This window comes from bacterium, from assembly GCA_021372615.1.
In the GTDB taxonomy this organism is placed as follows: domain Bacteria; phylum Armatimonadota; class Zipacnadia; order Zipacnadales; family UBA11051; genus JAJFUB01.
The window spans coordinates 32,741-52,257 of the sequence record JAJFUB010000080.1 but is presented as its reverse complement, the minus strand read 5'-3'; the positions used below and the strand labels follow the sequence as shown (position 1 = coordinate 52,257).

Below are 19,517 nucleotides of genomic sequence, written 5' to 3'. Positions count from 1 at the left end.
AGCGGTGGGGTATGATCCTCCCGTCGCGAGACAGACGCGGCGGGGCCCTGCCCCGCCAGTGCCACCTGGAGGCACACATCATGCGAGGTGCTCACTGCTGGGCGTTCATCGGGGCCCTTCTTCCGCTCTGCCCGCTCCACGCGCAGATCGTGGACGACTTCTCCCAGAGCGAGTGGAAGCTGTTCACCTCCACGCCGGGGAAGATCACCGCGCAGGCAGGGAGCCTGCACCTGGAGGATGCCGAGGGAGAGCCGGCCTGGGTCACTGCCAGCCGGGTCTTCCATGTGGATGTGGACAAGACCCCCTTCTTCCTGGTCGAGGTCGCGGCGGTTTCGGACGGGGGAACCGTCAAGCTGATCCAGCAGCAGCCCTTTGACAAGCGCGTCGCCATTGAGATTGATCGGCCCGGCCTGTATGCCGTGGACATGCGCAGCACGTTCGGCTGGAAGGGCACGGTGGACATCGAGGCCTGCCTGTACGCGATCGGCGAAGGCGAGAGCATCACCTACAAGCTCGTCAAGTTCGTGGACAAGCCCACGGCACAGGAACAGGCGCTGATAGACGAGCGCAACGCCGGGGGGAACATCAAGCTGACGGTGCCGCCCTTCTGCGCTGTGCCCCTGTTCAACGCCTGCTCCGTCTACTACACCAGCCCCAGGCTGGACGCCCTGCAGATGCGCTTCCGCCGCCAGGGGGGCCAGTGGCAGCGCGCGTTCCCGCCCGCCTACTTCGCCGAAGACAACATGTACCGGGGCAGCATCGTCCACCTCGAAGAGGGCACGACGTACGAGCTGGAACTGACCAGGGGCGAGGGCGAGGTGCTGGCCCGCACGGACTTCACCACCTGGAGCAGCGAGGTCCCCATCGCCCGGACAGTCGTACTCGACGAGAAGAGCTTCCCGGGGCGCCTCACGATCAGCGAGTCCGGCACGCCGGATGGCTGGATCCGGTACACGGCCCGCGAGGGCTTCGTGCTCCGCAACGACCGCCAGAGCGCGCTCATCGAGCTGCGGAAGGCGAAGTACGTTATCCTCGACGGGCTGACGCTGCGCGGCGGGCTGCGGGACGCGATCGCGGTCGAGAAGTGTGACCACGTCAGGATCATCAACTGCGACATCGCCGGCTGGGGGAGGATCGGGAAGCAGCGCTTCGATCTCGACGGCAAGTTCTACACCGACGATGGCGCGGCGATCAACTGGGACACCGGCATCCGCATCAGCCGGAGCACCGGGACCGTCGTGGAGCGCTGCTACATCCACGATCCGGTCGGCACGGCCAACTCGTGGTACTGTTCGCATCCCGCCGGCCCGCAGGCTGTGGGCCTGGATAAGCCCCAGTCCACCGTGCTGCGCTACAACGACTTCGTGGGCAGCGACCTGCACCGCTGGAACGACGCGGGGGAGGGAGCAGGCAACTACGACCTCGACGGCGGGTTCAACCGGGACGCGGACATCTACGGCAACTTCCACTGTTTCGCCAACGACGACGCCCTGGAGATTGACGGCGGGCAGACGAACGTCCGCGTCTTCCGCAACAAGTTCGAGGGCTGCCTGTGCGGGCTGAGCATCCAGGGCTGCATGTCCAGCCCGTCCTACGTCTTCGAGAACCTGCTGGTCAACATGGGGGACGAGCGCGGCATCGGGGGACAGACCATCAAGACCTCCTCCTATGCCAACGGTCGCAGCGCCACTTCGTTCATCTTCAACAACACCTGCTACGGGGACTCGGGCGACCTTGCCATCCCGCCGAACCTCCGCATCATCGCCACGAACAACATCTTCGCCGGGCGGGGTGCGGTTCGCGGGCGGGCAGCGTCACCGGGCTCCGAGTGCGACTACAACCTGCTATCCACCGCCGACACCGTTCCGGAGGCTCACGGCCTGCTCGCGGCGCCCGACTTCACCGACGCCGCCGCGGGGCTCTTCCAGCCGCTGGCTACCTCGAAGGCCATCGGTAACGGGACGCCGCTGGACAACTTCACGCCCGCCACGGGCGGCAAGGTGGACATGGGCGCCATCCCTGCCGGCTCCGGTCTGGTGCTGCCTGAGCGCCCGATCCCAGTCTTCCTGGATCGCTATCAGCTCGGGTTCTCTCCGGATGAGGTGAAGGCCGGCGGCAGCAAGTCGGTGGTGGCCACGGTGCAGGGCCAGGGCTTCTCCAGCGCCTACCGGATCGCGCAGAATGAGGCCTTCGACTGGTTCACCGTCACCCCCGGGCAGGGCACGCTGAAGTCCGGGCAGACGGTGCCGTTCACCGTGAGCGTCATCCCCGACCGGATGAAGACCCGGAAGGTGTATCGCGGCGTCTTCCTCGTCCGCCTGGGTAACGGCTACTCCCGGCCGGTCACCGTGTACGCCAGGACTGATCTCTTAGCGCCGGTGAAGCCCGCCGGCGATGGGAGCTTTGTGGCCTACCTGGAGGCGGAGGCACCCTCGGCGGGGCCCGCCTACGAAGTCACTGCCGATGAAGCTGCGTCGGGCGGGAAGTGTGTCCTCGTCGCCGGGGCGCGCGATAGCCAGCCCACGGAGTACCGCTTCACAGTCCCGGCCGATGGCAGCTACATCGTGCTCATGCGGGCGCGATCGGAGGCGCCGGTCGGGTCGCATGATGCGCTGCAGTTCGGCGTGGACGACTTGCCGCTGGCCGAGGCGACCCTCCGCAGCGACACCGCCTGGACCTGGTCCATGGTGGCCCAGAACCGGCAGCAGCGCCTGACCTGCCTGCAGCCCTTCAAGCTCAAGGCCGGCGAGCACGTCGTCAAGCTCGCACCGCGGGAGTCTCTGTATCTCGACCTGATCGCGGTAACGGCCGACCCGGCGCCGTTCAACTAGTGGCCGCCGGTGACCGCCATCGTCGCCCGGGGCGTGGGCCGCGGCTGTGGCCTTCTGCACCGCGCCCTTGCCTTGTCCCCTCCTCCGGGCTGTGCTATACTCCTCCCACTTGCGCGGCCACGGGCCGCGCACATTGACTATTCCGAACGGAGATGCCTCCCATGACCGATCGTGGCCTTCGCGTCCTGCAGCGTCTTGTCTTCTATACTGAACCCAGCGACCTGGCCGGAGAGTTGCAGGCTTTCCGCGCCGAGCAAAAGGCCGTTGCCGTGTCCTCGCCCTGCCCCGACGCCAAGCAGGAAGCGCTTGAGCTGCTCGCCGAGAACGCCATTGACCTGTGCTCGGTCCTGGCCGACTGGCACCTGAAGTGCCAGTGCCGGCATGGCGACCTGGCGCTGTGTGACGGCGCCCTGGCGCAGGAAGCTGAGACCAACCTGGCGCTGGTGGAGGAACTGGGGGGCAAGGACCTCGCCGCCGCGGCGCGCGAGAAGATCGCGGCCCTCGGCCGCAGCAACCTGGCCAAGCTCACCCGCATGAGCATGGCCGGCGAGTGCAACACCTGGTGGGGCAACGACTTCGCCTCCGGGCTGCGCGAGTCCATGCGCAAGGGTGGCGCCATGTGCACCACCAACCCGCAGCTGGTCAACATCGCCCGCGAGGAGGCGCCCGAGTACTGGACGCCCATCCGCGACGCCCTCCAGCAGCGCTATCCCGACTACAGCCCCACCCAGCTCGCGTATGCCATGACCATCGAGGTCGTGCTCTACAACGCGCGGATGCTGCGCCCCGTCTGGGAGCTGACCGGCGGCGCCATGGGCTATGTCTCCCTCCAACTCTCCCCCAAGATGGCCTTCAACGCCGAGGCCATGGTCAGCGAGGGCAAGTGGGTGTGGGATCAGTTGACAGCCGGCCTGGACGGCACCCCCAACTGCGTGTTCAAGCTGCCGGGCACGAAGGCCGGCATCGAAGCCTGCCAGGAACTGACCTCCGGCGCGCGCGGCGTCAACATCACCGTCAACTTCTCCCTGCCCCAGCAGATCGCGTTCGCCGGGGCCATCGAGAGCTATAGCACGGCCCAGGTGTCGTACCGCACGCAGATGGACGGCCGCATTGACGATCCCATCGGCGACGAGCTGAAGGCGGCCGGCGTGGCGGACTGGGAACAGGTCAAGACGTGGGCGACGACGGCCATCCGGCAGCGCGAGTACCGCATGCTCTGCCTGCCGCCGACTGAGGGCGGCCTGGGCTTCACCAAGTCCATTCCGCTGCCGGCTTCCGGGCGCGGTCCGTGGAACGTCACGCGCTCTATCACCAGCGGCCCCGTGCCGATCTTCCTGACGATCTTCCCGCCGCGGCAGGAGGAGTTCGACGCCGAGCCGCGCGAGATCAACCCCAACGGCATGTGGGAGCCGGCGCCCTGCGACACCATGGAGAAGCTCTACAAGAGCAAGCTCTTCCGCATGGCCTACGAGCCCGACGGCATGACCGTGGACGAGTTCGACACCTACCTGCCGGTCACCAAGACGCTCACGGGCTTCTCCGAGCAGTACGACAAGTTCGTGGAGTGGGTATCGGCGAAGTAGGGGAGGTCGTCACCAATCCCTACAGGGAGGGGTCGGCGCGCAGCGCCGGGGGTAGGAAGCCGTATCAGGCAATAGCCAGGAACTAACAGGGGCCACCTCAGATGAGGTGGCCCCCGTCGTGATCCGTGCAAGTGGGCTGGTCTACTGCATGGTGATGCCCAGGTACGGGCACCAGGTGCCGGCGGTCGCCGGGATGTTGCCCCTGATGGTGCTGCCCGACAGCCACTTGGCGTGGCCGTCGACGAAGCCCACATTGGCGCCCTCGTTGTGGCGTGCCAGGCCCGTTCCCATCTGCGAGAGGCACGTCGCCCGCGTATTCGTGCTAGAGATGACGAAGGTGTCCTGCATGTCCTGCATGATCATCTGCTCGGCCGGCGTATTGATGGCGCCCAGGGACCGACCGACGCACCCGTCGTAGTTGAGGCCGTAGGCGCTGTTCGTGTACGCCTCGCCCGTGCCACTGGTGCAGGTGCCGGGCGTCTGGCTGGGACAGCGGAAGATCTGGCTGTTCTTGATGTAGGGGACCAGGTGGTTGGCCCAGCCGCGGTAGTCATTGATGGCGGCAGGCGCAGCGTCCAGGTGAGTGTGTCCATACATGCACACGCCGGTGTAGCGGCCGGACAGGAACGTCTCATCGTAGTCCTGCGCATAGGATAGGTGCGCGAGCAGCACTTGCTTGACGTTCGACAGGCAACTGGTCTGGCGCGCCTTCTCACGGGCCTTGGCGAACACGGGGAAGAGAATGGCCGCCAGAATGGCGATGATCGCGATCACGACCAGCAACTCGATGAGCGTGAAACCTCTCCTCATGGTCACTAACCTCCTTGTGCTTGGTGGTGACGGCATGGTAGAGCTCTGAGGCGCTGCCAGCCCGGAGGGAGGGCCCCCTTCCTGGCGGCTGTTACCCGACCTGTGGGCCCCGAATCACCCGGAAGAACGCGATCAGGATGATCGCGCCCACCAGGGCCACGAAGAAGCTCCACAGGTTCAATCCCGTGATGGCGTCTTGGCCACAGAGGCTGAAGAGAAAGCCGCCCAGGATGGCGCCAATGACTCCCACCAGGACATTCATGACAAATCCCTGGCGCTCCCCCATCACTAGCGACCCCAGCCAACCGGCCAAGAGCCCCAAGATGATCCAAACATGTACAGGCATGACAGGCGCCCTCCGCTGTGACCCTCCCTGACGCAACAGGCCCAGCGGCTGCCCGAGGCCTACTCGGGTTGCCAGTCTGCCGCCCTCTGCACCGTACGAACAGTATTCCCCTGCCCCAGCCGCTCGTAAACCTCCCACGTCCACCTGTACGCCTCTGGCATGCTGCCGACAAACGTAACTGGTCTCGGGAACAGTAGCGCGAGGTTCTCAGGCAGGTCGCCCGTGCGCAGGATGTGGAGGTACTCCGGGGTCTCCGGGTCGCGGTGCGAGGCCGGCGGGTCGGCCAGGATCACCTCGGTGACCAGCTCATCCAGGAGGGCCGCGTAGAGGGCCAGCACGGCCGTGCGCCCCGCCCCGTAGACGCTCAGCGGCACGCCCGGGAACTGCTCGCGCACCGCCGCCATGGCCTGCACCAGGTCATAGGTCTGGCGCTCGGGGAGGGTGTGGCCGAGCAGGGGGTAGACGCGCCGCATTGTCCACGCATAGCCCGGGCCGACGGAGCTGGCGCCCGTGTTGCGCACCTCCACCCCCACCGTCCCGATGCGGGCCGGGAGATCCGGGCGGCTCCCCGAGGCGCCGAAGAAGCCGCTGCGGGCGTCCTCGGGCAGCGCGAAGACCACCAGGTGCTCCAGCGACTCGCCCGCCGGTGGCAGCGACAGCCGCAGCCGGATGACAGTGTCATCATCGGTGCGCACGACATACGTGCCGGCGCGCCGGCCGCCGCAGCCATCGTCGCGGTATTCCAGCACCTGCGGAGCCGGCAGGTCGGGATGACAGTGGAAGGTGGTAGCACACAGGCGGCTCAGCCGCTCGGCCTGCAGGTCGCCCCACTGGGCCTCGTCCACCACCTCCGGCCGCTCCGCGAGCCGCACCAGGTGCGTCTCGACCTCCGCCATCACATCATCGGTGGGCAACTGGCCCCCGAAGACCAGCAGGTTCTCCTCGGGCTCGACATGGTCCGTCACATCGTCGGTCACCGGCGTGTCGTCGCCCTTGAGGTGCTTGTTGAACCACTGGAAGATGGCGCGATTCAGCCGGGGAGTGTAGCCGTGGGGTGTGAGGTCCTCGACCAGTTGCACCCGCTCGGGGATCCCCAGCGCGGCGTACTGATGGTGGATGCGGTGCAGGGCGCGGCGGAAGCCGTGTGGCCGCCACAGCACATCCTCAGTGCCGGAAGCCACCAGCAGGGCACGTGGGGCGATCAGGCTCCCGATGTCAGCGGTGCACCAGCGGTACAGATTGACCCAGAAGGCGCAGTCGCAGTGGCCGTCGGTGGCGCGGTCGGTGACGATGTGCTCGATGGAGCCGGTCTGGCACACGGGGACGACGACCTTCACGCGCTCATCGGCGGCGCCCAGGAACCACGAGATAGCCCCGCCGCCGCTTAGCCCCGTTACGCCCATCCGCTCGGCGTCCACGTCGTCGCGGGCCGCCAGGATGTCCAGCGCCCGCATTCCGGCCCACACCTCCATCCCCGCCGGCGTGTAGCCCCGGCTGTGCCAGTCCCAGCGGCCGTGGCTGTAGGTCCCGTGGTGGTCGCCCTGGCATTCGCCCTGCTCGATGGTGTCGAGCACCAGCGCCACATACCCGTGCTGGCCGAAGTAGCGCGGGTGGGCCTGGTAGGTCGGGGCCACCTTGCCCTTGGTGTGGCCGCACAGGTACAGCACCGCGGGCAGAGGTTCGGTCACGTGCGCCGGGCGGTACAGGTTGCCGGCAATGTAGGCGTGCGGGACGGGCTGGAAGTGGATCTTCTCCACCACGTAGTCGCCCCGGTCAAGCGTCCCGGTCACGGTGGCCTCGTGCGGCGTGCGCTCGGGCAGCGGCCACAGGCCGAGCATCTCCAGCCACTGCCGGCGGCGCTGCTGTACGGTCGCTTCCCAGCGCTGCGGCGACAGCGGGTGGGCCAGCGAGTTGCTGGTGATGGCGCGGGCTTCCTGGCACAGGGCGTCGTAGAGCATGGGTGGCCTCTTGGGGGTCTTGGTCGGGGGTTGAAGCCCCCGCCTGCGATAGAAGCGTCCCTCCGGGACGCGGTCGGCTCCGTCCCGGAGGGACGGTTCTGGAAGCCGGGAGTTCCAACCCCCGGCACGTCCCGCGTAGGGCAGGCGGCCTCGCCTGCCCGGCCCCACCGTGCACGGGCGAGGTCGCCCGTGCTACTGGGCGGATGGCGCGGGTCACATCGTCACCCGCAACCCGTCATACGCCAGCACCACCGGCGGCACGGCCAATTGGCTCAACTCGTCGTGGATCGGCGCGTGGTGCAGGCTGACATGGGTGGCGAACGTGGGTGCGTCGGCGGACAGCAGCCCCCGGGCGATGAACTCCTCGCGCAGGCGCAGGAAGTTGGGCCAGTTCAGGTGCTGGGTGAGGTAGCCGGGGGGCAGGTCGTGCTCCGTGGCCAGGCCGAACGTCGCCTCCAGGACGGCCGCGCACAGCGGGTGCGAGGCCAGCAGGTCCCACGCCTGCGGCAGCGGCCAGCCGTTGTCGGTGCCGTACAGCAGCCAGCCGCGCGCGTCGCCGATTAGCCAGATCAGAGTCTCTTCCCCCGGCACGGAGTGGTTGGCCGGCAGCGCCACACACGGCCGCCCCAGCACGGTCACCTCGTCCCCGGGTGCCACCTCGATCAGCTCCAGCCGGTCCCGCAGCGGCTCCAGGAGAGCCACGGCGCCGCTGTTGCCATAGACAGGCAGCGGCCCGCGCTCGGGCGCCCGGGCCTGCAGCAGGTCGCCCACGGCCCGCAGGTCCAGATGATCATCATGCGAGTGGGTGATGACAAGGGCTTCGACCTGGGCGGGCGGGACATGCAGCTCGGCCAGCCGCCAGGGCACGGTCGGCCCGCAGTCCAGCAGCAGGCGCCCGTCCACGAGCAGGCTGGCGTAGTGGCGCAGGTTGCGCCCGCCCAGCCGGCGGATGGCGGAGCAGTGGGCACAATCACACTTCAGGGCGGTCTCGACGTCCGCCGCGCCCGTGCCGACGAAGAGCAGTTCCATGGGGGCACGGTTTCGCCCCCGGCAAGGTGGTGTCCTGCGTTCAGGGCCGCACGATCACGCCCTGCCTCTCCCCCTCGGCCCGCTCCAGGTTCAGGGCCAGCAGCCGCTCCAGCAAGTCGTCGTCGGACAGGTCGGCGGGCCAGCCGTAGGCCTCCAGTACGGCGCGGTCGAGGTCCTCATGCAGGTGCTGCAGCCACGTCGGACGCTTGTTGTACAGGGCGGTCAGGGTCAGCTTCGGGTCGTTGTCCAGGGCTGACTGGCGAGTCTCATGCAGGGCGCGCGCGGCGGCGGCGATGGCTTCCCGCCGGGCGTCGGTCGGGACGGGGAAGGGGAAGGTCTCGAAGCAGGTGGAGGGTGTGTAGCGCGGGTCGTTGCCTACGCCCATCCAGGAGCTGACTGCCGGTATCCACAGCCTGTGCACAACTGAGTGCAGGACGCCAAAGAAGTAGTCATCGTCGCGCGCAAAGACGATGAGTTGGTGGTCGGCGAGGACTTCCGACGGCAGCCATACGAAGGGGCGCTGCCTGCCAAGGATAGGTGTGCCCAAGTACCGCGACAGAGGTGCCAAGGCCTTGCGCATCGCGGGGCGCGGCTCTACGTGTATCCACCATTTCTCTCGGTACGATGCGCGGCGGTTGGTGGCACGGACGGGCAGGACGTGCTGCCTGACGTACTCGTACGGAACCTCGTAGAGCGCGGCTTCCCTTTCCGGCATGTCCACGCCGAAGTCAACGATCCACATGTCACGCGGCTTGCGGGTAATGTCGAGACCGTTGACCCATGGCCGTATGACATCCGCATTGCTGCGGCCCAAGGGGTTGGGCGCCGCGAGCATCTCGCCCGCGAGGTCGCCCGGTATGTCAAAGGCTCCACCCTTCGTGTCGCCCATGAACGACAGCCCTGCGTTCGCCGATAGCGTCTGGGCGCGAGTGAAGTCCAGACCCGCCGTCAGATTCGGGTTGACCGTCGATACTGGCTGGCCGTCAAGCACGCGCGTCTGTTGCCCTCCGTCATCAAAGCCCACGATTGAGACGCGTACTTGGGCGCCATCGAGGACCCAGTCCCTGTCAGACCAAGCAACGAAGATCCCGCCCGACGATTTGACGCGATCCAGGACGGCCCGGTTGCGCCCGTGACGGATGGAGTTCGTCGCCAGCAGCCCCGCCCTCCCTGCCCTCTTCCTCTCGATCTCGCTCCTCGCCCGCTCGAACCAGTAGCAGCACAGGTCCGCCTCGTGCGGCACCCGCCCCTCGTACAGGCGGAACATGCTCTCGACGTACTCGTCGTGGAGTTCGCTGCGCAGCCGCTTCCCACCCAGGAACGGTGGGTTGCCCACGATCACATCCGCCTCCGGCCACTGCGGTTCCGTGACCGTGCCGTCTTCGTTCACTTGCAGGATGGCGTCCTGCTCCACGATGTTGTGCAGAGGCTTGAGGATGGGCCGTTCGTCCTTGGTGAAGCCGTTGAAGTGCAGCCACTGCAGATAGCCGATCCAGACGGTCAGTTGCGCCAGTTCCGCCGCATAGGCGTCAATCTCGAGGCCGAAGAGCTGCGCGGGGTCCACATCGGGGAAGGGCGGGACCGCGCCCCACTCCCAGGCGGCGCGGATGACCTCCAACTCCAGGTCCTTGAGCGAGGTCAGCGCCACGTACAGGAAGTTGCCGCTGCCGCAGGCGGGGTCGAGCACGCGGACCTGCGTGAGGCGGTGCATGAAGTCGCGCACGAGCTTGGCCAGCTTCTTGCTGCTGGCTGAGCCGGCCTTACGGGCGTCGCGGTGGGCGGCGAGCGTGTCGCCCTCGGCCTTCACCTCGGCCCACTCGCGCCGCAGCGGCTCCATCAGCACCGGCTGGATGATGTCCTCGATGTCGTGGCGGGAGGTGTAGTGGGCGCCCAGTTGCGCGCGCTTGCGGAGGTCGAGGCTACGCTCAAAGAGCGTGCCGAAGACGGCGGGCTCAATCTGGCTCCAGTCCAGCTTCGCCAGTCGCGCCAGGGCCTGCAGTTCGCTTCCCTCCAGGCGGATGGTCGCCTCGTCATCGAACAGCCCGCCGTTGAAATGCTCGATCCGCTCGAAGGCGACCAGCCCACCGGTCCGCATGGCGCGGAAGAGGTCGCCGACGGCGGCGTCGAAGTCGTCGGGGCGGTCGCGGGTGGCGTCGAGCAGGCGGGTCATCAGGCCGTGGGGGAGCAAGGTGACGTCTTCGGCGAAGAGGCAGAAGACGAGCTTCATGAGGAAGTGCGCGGCGTCGTGGGCGTCCACGCCGCGGTCGCGCAGGCGCTCGGCCAGCTCGCCGATGCGCCCGGCGGCGTCCTCCGTGGCGCGTTCGAGCGTGGTGCCGGGGTGCAGGGCCTGCGGGTTGGTGAAGACGTTGCGGAGGAGCTGCAGGCCGTCGCGCGACTCGATGTCGGCGAGGGTGACGGTGTGGACGCGGCTGACGGTGCCGGTGAAGTTGGTGTGCACCTCGATGATGTCGGTGTCACACACCACCAGCAGCGGCGGGTTCTCCAGCGAGTCGCGGTACTGTTGCAGTTGGCGGTAGGCCGTGGCGAGGTCTGCCTTCGGTCCTTTGTACTCCCAGCCGAAGCACCCCTTCTTCCACACGTCAGCCCAGCCGTCGCCGCCGCCGAGCTTCTCGGCGCCCTTCTCAAAGCAGAACCATTCTCCCGCCGGGTCGGCCTCGGCGGGGGTCTTGTGGCCGATGAGGTGGCACAGGTCCAGAAAGTGCTCCTGCGCGGCGGAGCGCTCCTTGAGTTCGTGTCCGGTCCACTTCAGCCGGAATTCCGTTGCGGTCATGGGACCCCCTGTGTCTTCCGTGACGCGTTCGCCACCCCCCGCGCCACGTCCTCCTCGGGCCGCGCTCCACCGGCAGGCAGGTCCCGACGCCTCCGCGCATGAATCCTCTCTGCACAGCCGAGACAAGGAGCGTCCCATGCACCGGATCACCTTGCCCCTTGTTGCTCTGATCGCCGCCGCCGGCGCGCCGGCGCAGGTACTCGACGTGCCGCTTGAACGCTTTGGCGCGGCGCCGGGCTGGTGTGCCTACGAGAGGGCGGAGGCCTACGACTTCGCACGTCAGGACGGCGTCAGCTCCTTCACCGCATCCGGCGGCAAGGGCACGATGATCTGGACGCGCGACTTCGACCCACCGCTGGACCTCCAGGGCCGCCGCTACGTCACCTTCCGCTACCGCCTGCAGGGCACGGACCCCAAGCTCTACTCATACACGGTGTACTTCGCCGACCAGGCCGGCGGCGGGATGCTGGCGCGTAACCTCATCTTCGGCGCCGAGAACCTGATGCACGACGGCCAGTGGCACACGGCCCGCACGACGCTCCAGGACTTCGACACGTTGCAGACCGTGGCCCTGCGGATCCGGGCGCAGGAGGGCCAACAGGGGCGGCTGGATGTGGCTTGGCTGCGCTTGTCGGACAAGCCCCTGCCCTCGTCACTGACCGAGACGCTCCGCTGGCAGGCCGGCCACCAGGGCCAGGGACAGCCGCTGGCCCTCCCGCTACAGACCGACCTGGCCCGGCTCCAGAGCGACCTGAGCCTGGAGGACTGGTTCGCCGAAGCCGGCATCACCGCCTACGGTGTCAACTTCACCGTGCCCCTGAGCGGGGCGGCCGCCATCTCCACGCCGGGAGAAGCGCGCGGCGAGACGACCGTACCCCTCACGGGCTCCGGCGCGGCGCTGGGCCTGCTGATCGCCGCCAAGTTCCCCCCGCAGATGCTGGGCTACAGCGGGTGGGAGCCCGGCGACATGACCGACCGGCCCGAGCAGTTCGTCGTGCGCCTGGCCTATGCGGACGGAACCGTGGACGAGCATGTGCCCTTCTGCCTGGGGCAGAAGCGGCACGGGATGTGGCGCGGGCTGAACGCCTATGCGGTGCCGCTGCGGCCGGGCCAGGCGCTCAAGGAGCTGCGCCTGTACGACGGGATGCGCACCTCGACCTTCCATCTTGTGGCTGCGAGCATCTGCCCACAGGCGCTCACGCCCGCGGTCGCCGGGCCGCCGCTGCGCACGCCGCCGGATCGCCGCTCCACGTGGAACGGCGCGGTCGGCACCTTCCGCCTGGCCAATGGCAAGCTGACGCTCCCGGGGATCTACTCGCGCCTGGTGTTCGACCTGTCGCAGGGGATCAAGCTCTCCGAGGTCGTGCACGAGGCCAAGGCGGGCTGGCCGCTGCGTGCGGAGCCCGCGCCGTTCTTTGCCGTCAGCGAGGGCAACAAGCGCTGGACGAGCGACCAGTTCAAGCTCGTGGACGGTCAGTGCAAGACGATGGAGGCCGAGTTGCTCTTCCGCAGCGACGAGGCGCAGGCGGAGGTACGCCTGCGGTTCGACGGTCTCCTGCCGGTGCGGATCAGCGCCGCGGTCCGCAACCTCGCCGACCAGCCGCGCACGCTGGAGGTGACTTGCCCGCAGGTCCAACTCACCACCAGCCGGCCCGAGGACCTGTGGGTGTTCATCCCCTTCATGTCGGCGGTGTGGAGCAACCGCGATGCCGCGTACGAGACCGCCTACAGCGGGCACCTGCCGCTGCAGTTCCAGGACTGCTACGACCGCCGCACCGGCGGGGGCGTGTGCCTGGGCACGCGGAGCCTCGACTTGCGGCAGCGCTACTTCAAGCTGTCCAAGAGCGGTGGGCGCCTCATTCAGCGCCTGGAGTACCGCGACAACCCGCCCTACCCGCCCGGCGAGTGGGTGGAGTTGCCCGAGACCGTGCTGGATGTCCACGGCGGGGACTGGCGCGAGCCGTGGCGCGGCTACCTGGCCTGGAAGCGAGAGTGGTATAAGCCCGCGCAGGCGCGCTTGGACTGGTATCGGGATGTGTGGAACTTCCGCACCTGGTGGACGCACACCATGGGCGTGACCAAGGACCGCTGGAAGGACTGCAACCTGTTTGATGCCGACCGGCAGGAGTACCAGACGGACAAGTTCGTCGCGCGCGATCGCGAGCAGTTCGGCGATGTGGACATGGTCCACTTCTTCGACTGGCGCATCTCCAAGCAATACGGCCTGTGGGGGGACTACAGCCACTACGAGGACGTCGGCGGGCTGGACAAGTTCCGGGGCATGGTCAAGGACCTGCAGGGCCGTGGCATTCGCGTCGGGTTGTACCTGGACACGTACCTGTGCAGCCGCAAGTCGCTCATCGGCCAGGCGCACGGCGAGGAGTGGGCCATCCAGGACCAGACCGGCCGCTTCCGCACCGCCTACAGTCAGCCGGACGACCCGATGCTCAACATGTGCGTCAACCACCCGGGCTGGCAGGACTACCTGGCCCAGACCTGCGCCCGTGTGGCCCGCGAGACCGGCTGCGACGGCATCTACCTCGATGAGGGCATGAGCGACTACCCGGGCTACTGGTGCTGGCGCAAGAACCACGGGCACCCGGTGCCCGGCGTCAACCAGGTGGGGTTACTGGACCTGTGCAAGCAGGTGCGGGCGGCGCTCCCCGCCAATGTCGCCTTCTACACCGAGTGGGTGCCGCCCGACTGCCTCATCCCCTACCTCGACGGCGCCTACCAGGCCGGCCTGCGCTTCTCCGATCCACTGCTCTCGCCGGGCTTCGTGCAGACTACGCGCTTCGCCTTCCCGGACTTCCGTGTGCTGACCATCAGCAACGGCGGCAGCATGTACGACGGCATCTGGGAGGGCGTCAAGTACAGTCTCTTCTCCGGCGTGCCGCTGTACTCGCTCTCGTGGGGCCATGACGACGAGTGCCTGCCGATCTTCCGCAGGTACAGCCAGATCCTGCACGAGTACAGCGCGGAGTTCAACACGATGGCCCCGCAGTCGTTCGTGGACACCGAGCAGGCCGAGGTCTTCGCCAACGAGTTCCCCGGCGCGAAGCGGACAGTCTGGACGCTGTTTAACGGGCGCTACGACACCTTCACCGGCCCCGTGCTGAAGGTGAAGCACGTCGCGGGGGCGACGTACCGTGACGTGTGGAACGCGAGGGCACTGCAGCCGAAGATCGTGCAGGGCCAGGCCGTCCTGGAGACGACGCTGGGCCCGCGCGGCATCGGGGTGGTTGTGCAGACCAGGAAGTAGTGGTGTTGCCGCCGCCGTTGGCGTTGCCGTCGCTGTTCGTCCGCAGGACGCAACGACGACGGCAGGGACGACAACTTCGCATCATCCATCTGCCGGGAGGCATGGCATGTTCGCGTATTTCTTGCCCATCTGTGTGCTACTACTGCTGCTCCTATCCGCCGACGGCCTGATCGCCGACCCCCTCGACCCGGCGCGAGTGCAGGCCATTGCGGAGATGCTGCCCGACCAGCCTGCGGGCCTCGGCCAGCCCGTCTCCGACCGCGCCGGATGGGCCCGGCTCGGCAAGCCGACGGTAGCTGAGCAGTACCTGAACTCCCCGCTGCCCGAACAGCCCGACGACCTGTTCCTGGATTTCTCCCGCACCGGTAACCGTACCCACTGGCAGAACGTTGCCGGGCGGCGTCGCGGGCGGCTGGCGCCGCTGGTGTTCGCCGAGTGTGTCGAGAACCAGGGCCGCTTCCTGCCCGCCATCGAGCAGCTCATCCAGGCCCTCTGCGCCGAGAAGACGTGGGTCATGCCCGCCCACGACAGCAAGCTCACCAACTTCCGGGGCGAGGCTGTGGACATTGATCTGGCCTCCTCGGCGCTGGGCTGGAACCTGGCGACGACGGACTGGCTGCTGGGCGACAAGCTCACACCCGCCACGCGGCAACTGCTGCGCGAGCGCGTGGATCACTTCATCCTCACCCCCTATCGCGACATGTTCACCGGCAAGCGTCCGCCGAACTGGTGGATCCTGACGACGAACAACTGGAACGCTGTGTGTTTGGCGGGCGTGACAGGCACGGGTCTGGCGATGGTCGCGAGCAAGCAGGAGCGGGCGCAGTTCGTCGCGGCCGCCGAGCAGTTCTCACAGAACTTCCTGAAGGGCTTCACGCCCGACGGCTACTGCTCCGAGGGCCTCGGCTACTGGAACTACGGCTTCGGGCACTTCATCCTGCTGAGCGAGACCGTGCGGCAGGCCACCGGCGGCAAGCTCGACCTGCTCGCCCAGCCGCAGGCGAAGGCCCCCGCGCTGTTCCCGACGCGCATCATGGTGGACGACCACGTCGGCCCGGCCTTCGCCGATTGCGGGACCAACTCCCAGCCCGGCCTGGCTTCCATGTTCTACCTGAACCGCACCTTCCAACTCGGCTATGCCCGCTGGGACACACTGGGCGATGACGCGATGCGCGGCGACCTCTTCCAGTGGATGCTCTTCTGCTTCCCGAACAAGGCCTGGGACATGCCCGAGGCCACCGGCGACGCGCCCACGCGGCCGCTGCGCGACTGGTTCGGCGATGCGGGCATCCTCGTGTCCCGGCCCGCGGGCGACCCCGCCGACAAGCTCGCCATCGCGCTCAAGGGCGGCCACAACAACGAGCACCACAACCACAACGACGTGGGCTCATACACGGTCTTCCTCAACAGCCGCATGCCGCTGCTGGACCCGGGGGCCGAGGTGTACACCCGTCGGACGTTCAGCAGCCATCGCTATGACAGCAACCTGCTGAACTCCTTCGGCCATCCGGTGCCGCTCGTAGCCGGGAAGATGCAACGCCCCGGCGCTGACGCGAAGGCCGAGATCCTCTCCACCGACTTCACCGACGCACGCGACACGGTCCGCATGAGCCTGAGGGCGGCCTACGCCGTGCCGGAGTTGAAGACGCTGGAGCGCACCTTTGTCTTCTCGCGCGCCGAGCAGGGCAGTCTCACGGTCACGGACACGGTGGAGCTGACCGCAGCGCAAACCTTCGAGACCGCCCTGATTGTGCGCAAGGGTTGGCGGCAGTTGCCTGACGGCACGCTAATGATCTACGACATGGACCAGGCCGTGCAGGTCGCGGTCAAGGCCACCGGCGGCGAGGTTGAGATCGTGCCCGAGCAGATCAGCGAGGACGCCTCCGAGCACCCGATCCGCCTGGGCCTGCGCCTCAAGGCGCCGGTCACGACGGCGACCATCGAGATGGCCATCAAGCCCCTCGCCATGCCCCCGGGGAGCGGCGTGCTGCGCAACGGCGACTTCGAACTGGGCAGCTTCGCCTGGGACCTGCGCGACCAGATCAGTTCCCTGTCCACGGAACGGGCCGCGAGCGGCACGACCTCGCTGAAGATCGCCGACGACCAGAAGGACAACGGCTCCAACGTCAGCTCGGCGATGATGCCCGCCAGACCCGAGGCGGACTACGCGCTCAGCGGCAAGGTCTGGCATGTCTCCGGCAACGGGATCGGGATGTACATCAAGACCTATGACGCGGACGGCAAGCCACTCAACCAGGCGGACGAGAAGGGGAACATCGCGCCGGTGGGCAGCCTCACCGGCGCAGCCGGGCAGTGGGTGGACTTCCGCTTCCCCTTCCGCACGCCTGCGGGAACGGCCAGGATGCAGCTGTGGATTCACAGCTACAGCAGCGCGGTGGTCGAGGCTTACCTGGATGACCTCAAAGTGGAGGCACAATAGGATGGAACGGCTGATCTGGACCGTCGTTGCTCTGGCAGCCTGCGCGGCGGCGGCCGCCGCCGATGTCAACCTCTACGTGGCGCCGGGCGGCAACGACGCCTGGTCGGGGAGGCTGGAGAAAGCCAACGCCGCCAGGACCGACGGCCCGCTGCAGACGCTACAGGCTGCGCGGGACAGGGTGCGCCAACTCCGCCTCGCCAGCCCCCACGAGCCGCTCCATGTCATCTTGCGCGGCGGGACCTACTTCCTGCCCGAGACCCTCGCCCTCGGCCTCGAGGACAGCGGCACGGCCGCCGCGCCCGTCACGTGGCAGGCCTACCCGGGCGAGACGGTGCTCATCAGCGGGGGCCGTCCCGTCACGGACCTCAAGGAGACGAAGCTGGGCGGTCTGCGCGCGTGGCAGACGACGCTGCCGGCGGTGAAGTCGGGCGAGTGGAACTTCCGCCAGCTCTTCGTCCGCAAGCAGGGGGAGAGCTTCTTCACCCGGCGCTTTCGGCCCCACAAGGGCATGCTGGCCGTCGCGGGGCTGACGTACTCGCCCCAACGCAAGACCATCGCCCACCGCGCGGCCCAGCAGGACTTCATCTTCTTCCCCGGTGACCTGCAGCAGTTCGGCAACCTGCCCGAGGTCGAGGTCGTGGCGCTGCACTCCTGGAGCGCCTCGCGGCTGAAGATCAAGGCCCTGGACCTGCAGACCAATGTCGTCACCTTCACCTCAGTCCCGACGTTCCGCATCGGCAGCTGGTACAAGAACGAGCAGAACCCCTACTACGTGGAGAACGTGCGTGAGGAGTTGAACCAGCCGGGCCAGTGGTATCTCGACCGCTCCACCGGCGTGCTCACCTATCTGCCCCTTCCGGACGAGAAGCTCACCAACGTGACGCTCGTCGCGCCACTACTGGAGAAGCTGGTCGTCCTCCAGGGCGACCCGGAGAAGGGCCCGTTCGTCGAGCACATCCGCTTCGAGGGCCTGCGCTTCGGGCAGAATGAGTGGCCCGTGCCGGACGCGGGCTACGACACCTCACAAGGCCAGCCGCAGCTCCCGGCCGCCATCGAGATGATCGGGGCCCGCTTCTGCGGGCTGGAGCGTTGCGTCGTGGCCGACACCGGGGCCTATGGCGTGTCGCTGGGGCTCGGCTGCGAGCAGTGCTATGTGCGCGGGTGTTTCCTGTACGACCTGGGCGGGGGCGGGGTGAAGGTCGGCGACTACCGCATGAACCAGCAGGCCCAGCCGCCGCTGCTGCCGGTCGGCAACATGGTCGAGAACAACCTCATCACCCACTACGGCGTGGTGCACTACTCGTCCAACGGCGTATGGGCCGGGATCGTGCGGGACACGAAGATCCGCCACAACGAGGTGAGCCATGGCCCGTACACCGGGATCGCGTGCGGCTGGAACTGGTCGCCCACACCGACCTCGGCCGGCGGGAACGTCATCGAGGCGAACCACGTGCATGACGTGATGGACCTCGTGCAGGACGGTGGCGGCATCTACACCCTCGGCCGCCAGCTGGGCAACATCATCCGTGGCAACCTGATCCACGACAACCACCGCGGCACGTTCGCCTGCGCCGACGGCCAGTGCGGCCTGTACTTCGACGAGGGCAGCACGGGCTTCCTCGTCGAGGACAACATTGTCTACGATGTGGACTGGAACAACTCGCAGATCGCCCAGAACCGCAACACCGCCAACGACCACACGATCCGCAACAACAGCCTCGGGGTCAAGCCGGACGACCCGCGGTTCCCGAAGGACATCGCGGCGCGCGCCGGGGTGGAGAAGGACTGGGCTGGCGTCGCCTTCCCGGTGCGCCTCACGCCCAACCCCGTCTACGCCATGCAGTGGCCCAAGCTGCCCAAGGTGCCCCAGAGCCTGAACCTGACCTTCGAGGACGTGCCGGTGGGGATGATGCCGCGGCGTTGGGGCCTGGCGGGGGCGACTGAGGGTGCCACCTTCGCTGTCACTGACGAGCTGGCCGCCGGCGGGCAGCGCAGCCTCAAGGTCACCGACAAGCCGGGCCTGGGCAAGTCGTTCTACCCGTACGTCACATATGGGTTCAAGACCACGCAGGGCGCCGTGGCGCTGGAGTTGGACTTCCGCCAGGGCGAGCCGGGCGGCGACGCCTGCCTGGAGTTCCGCGACTACCAGGACAAGGCCCCCGGCGCCTTCAGCGTCGGCCCGAGCCTCACCATCACCCCCGACGGCAAGGTCAACGCCGGCGGCAAGACGCAGGCCGAGCTGCCCGCCGGGCAGTGGAGCCACCTCAAGGTTGCGTTCAGCGTCGGGGAGGGTGCGCCCAAGGAGTACGAACTGACGGTCACGCCCGGCTCCGGCCAGCCCGTCACGGCCACGCTGCCCTTCGTCAAGCCGGACTTCGCCGTCGTGACCGACCTGTATGTCATCTCCGGCGGCGAGACTGCCGCCGCGTTCTACCTGGACAACCTCAAGCTCACCGTACCGGAGTAA

At 67.8% G+C, this 19,517-nt stretch carries 10 protein-coding genes; 5 read left to right on the top strand and 5 right to left on the bottom strand.

What is annotated here, in order from left to right; genetic code table 11:
- Window positions 1-80 precede the first annotated feature (80 nt).
- Entirely contained in the window at window positions 81-2,831 is a 2,751-nt protein-coding gene (locus LLH23_11835) for a hypothetical protein (protein MCE5239164.1), read from the top strand.
- Window positions 2,832-2,992: 161 nt separating this feature from the next.
- Complete coding sequence (locus tag LLH23_11830) at window positions 2,993-4,414, top strand: hypothetical protein (GenBank protein ID MCE5239163.1); 1,422 nt, start codon at window positions 2,993-2,995, stop codon at window positions 4,412-4,414.
- Between the two features lie 141 nt (window positions 4,415-4,555).
- On the opposite strand, the gene LLH23_11825 is transcribed toward LLH23_11830, so the two are convergent.
- The 5 genes from LLH23_11825 to LLH23_11805 all read right to left on the bottom strand — a co-directional run bounded on the left by LLH23_11825 (window position 4,556) and on the right by LLH23_11805 (window position 11,348).
- The gene (locus tag LLH23_11825; GenBank protein ID MCE5239162.1) at window positions 4,556-5,224 is read right to left on the bottom strand and encodes a prepilin-type N-terminal cleavage/methylation domain-containing protein; all 669 of its coding nucleotides are present in this window, start codon (window positions 5,222-5,224) and stop codon (window positions 4,556-4,558) included.
- A 91-nt stretch (window positions 5,225-5,315) separates the two neighbouring features.
- Window positions 5,316-5,570, bottom strand: a complete 255-nt coding sequence (locus LLH23_11820) for a GlsB/YeaQ/YmgE family stress response membrane protein (protein ID MCE5239161.1) — start codon at window positions 5,568-5,570, stop codon at window positions 5,316-5,318.
- A gap of 59 nt (window positions 5,571-5,629) precedes the next feature.
- On the bottom strand, window positions 5,630-7,528 hold the full coding sequence (locus LLH23_11815; protein ID MCE5239160.1) for an acetylxylan esterase: 1,899 nt from the start codon (window positions 7,526-7,528) through the stop codon (window positions 5,630-5,632).
- Between the two features lie 213 nt (window positions 7,529-7,741).
- Entirely contained in the window at window positions 7,742-8,557 is an 816-nt protein-coding gene (locus LLH23_11810) for an MBL fold metallo-hydrolase (GenBank protein MCE5239159.1), read from the bottom strand.
- A gap of 40 nt (window positions 8,558-8,597) precedes the next feature.
- On the bottom strand, window positions 8,598-11,348 hold the full coding sequence (locus LLH23_11805) for a class I SAM-dependent DNA methyltransferase (protein ID MCE5239158.1): 2,751 nt from the start codon (window positions 11,346-11,348) through the stop codon (window positions 8,598-8,600).
- Between the two features lie 136 nt (window positions 11,349-11,484).
- Between LLH23_11805 and LLH23_11800 the strand changes: the two genes are divergently transcribed.
- The 3 genes from LLH23_11800 to LLH23_11790 all read left to right on the top strand — a co-directional run bounded on the left by LLH23_11800 (window position 11,485) and on the right by LLH23_11790 (window position 19,517).
- The gene (locus tag LLH23_11800; GenBank protein MCE5239157.1) at window positions 11,485-14,610 is read left to right on the top strand and encodes a DUF6259 domain-containing protein; all 3,126 of its coding nucleotides are present in this window, start codon (window positions 11,485-11,487) and stop codon (window positions 14,608-14,610) included.
- 106 nt (window positions 14,611-14,716) lie between these two features.
- A complete protein-coding gene (locus tag LLH23_11795) occupies window positions 14,717-17,050 on the top strand; it encodes a heparinase II/III family protein (protein MCE5239156.1) in 2,334 nt (777 codons plus the stop codon).
- 1 nt (window position 17,051) lies between these two features.
- The gene (locus tag LLH23_11790) at window positions 17,052-19,517 is read left to right on the top strand and encodes a right-handed parallel beta-helix repeat-containing protein (protein MCE5239155.1); all 2,466 of its coding nucleotides are present in this window, start codon (window positions 17,052-17,054) and stop codon (window positions 19,515-19,517) included.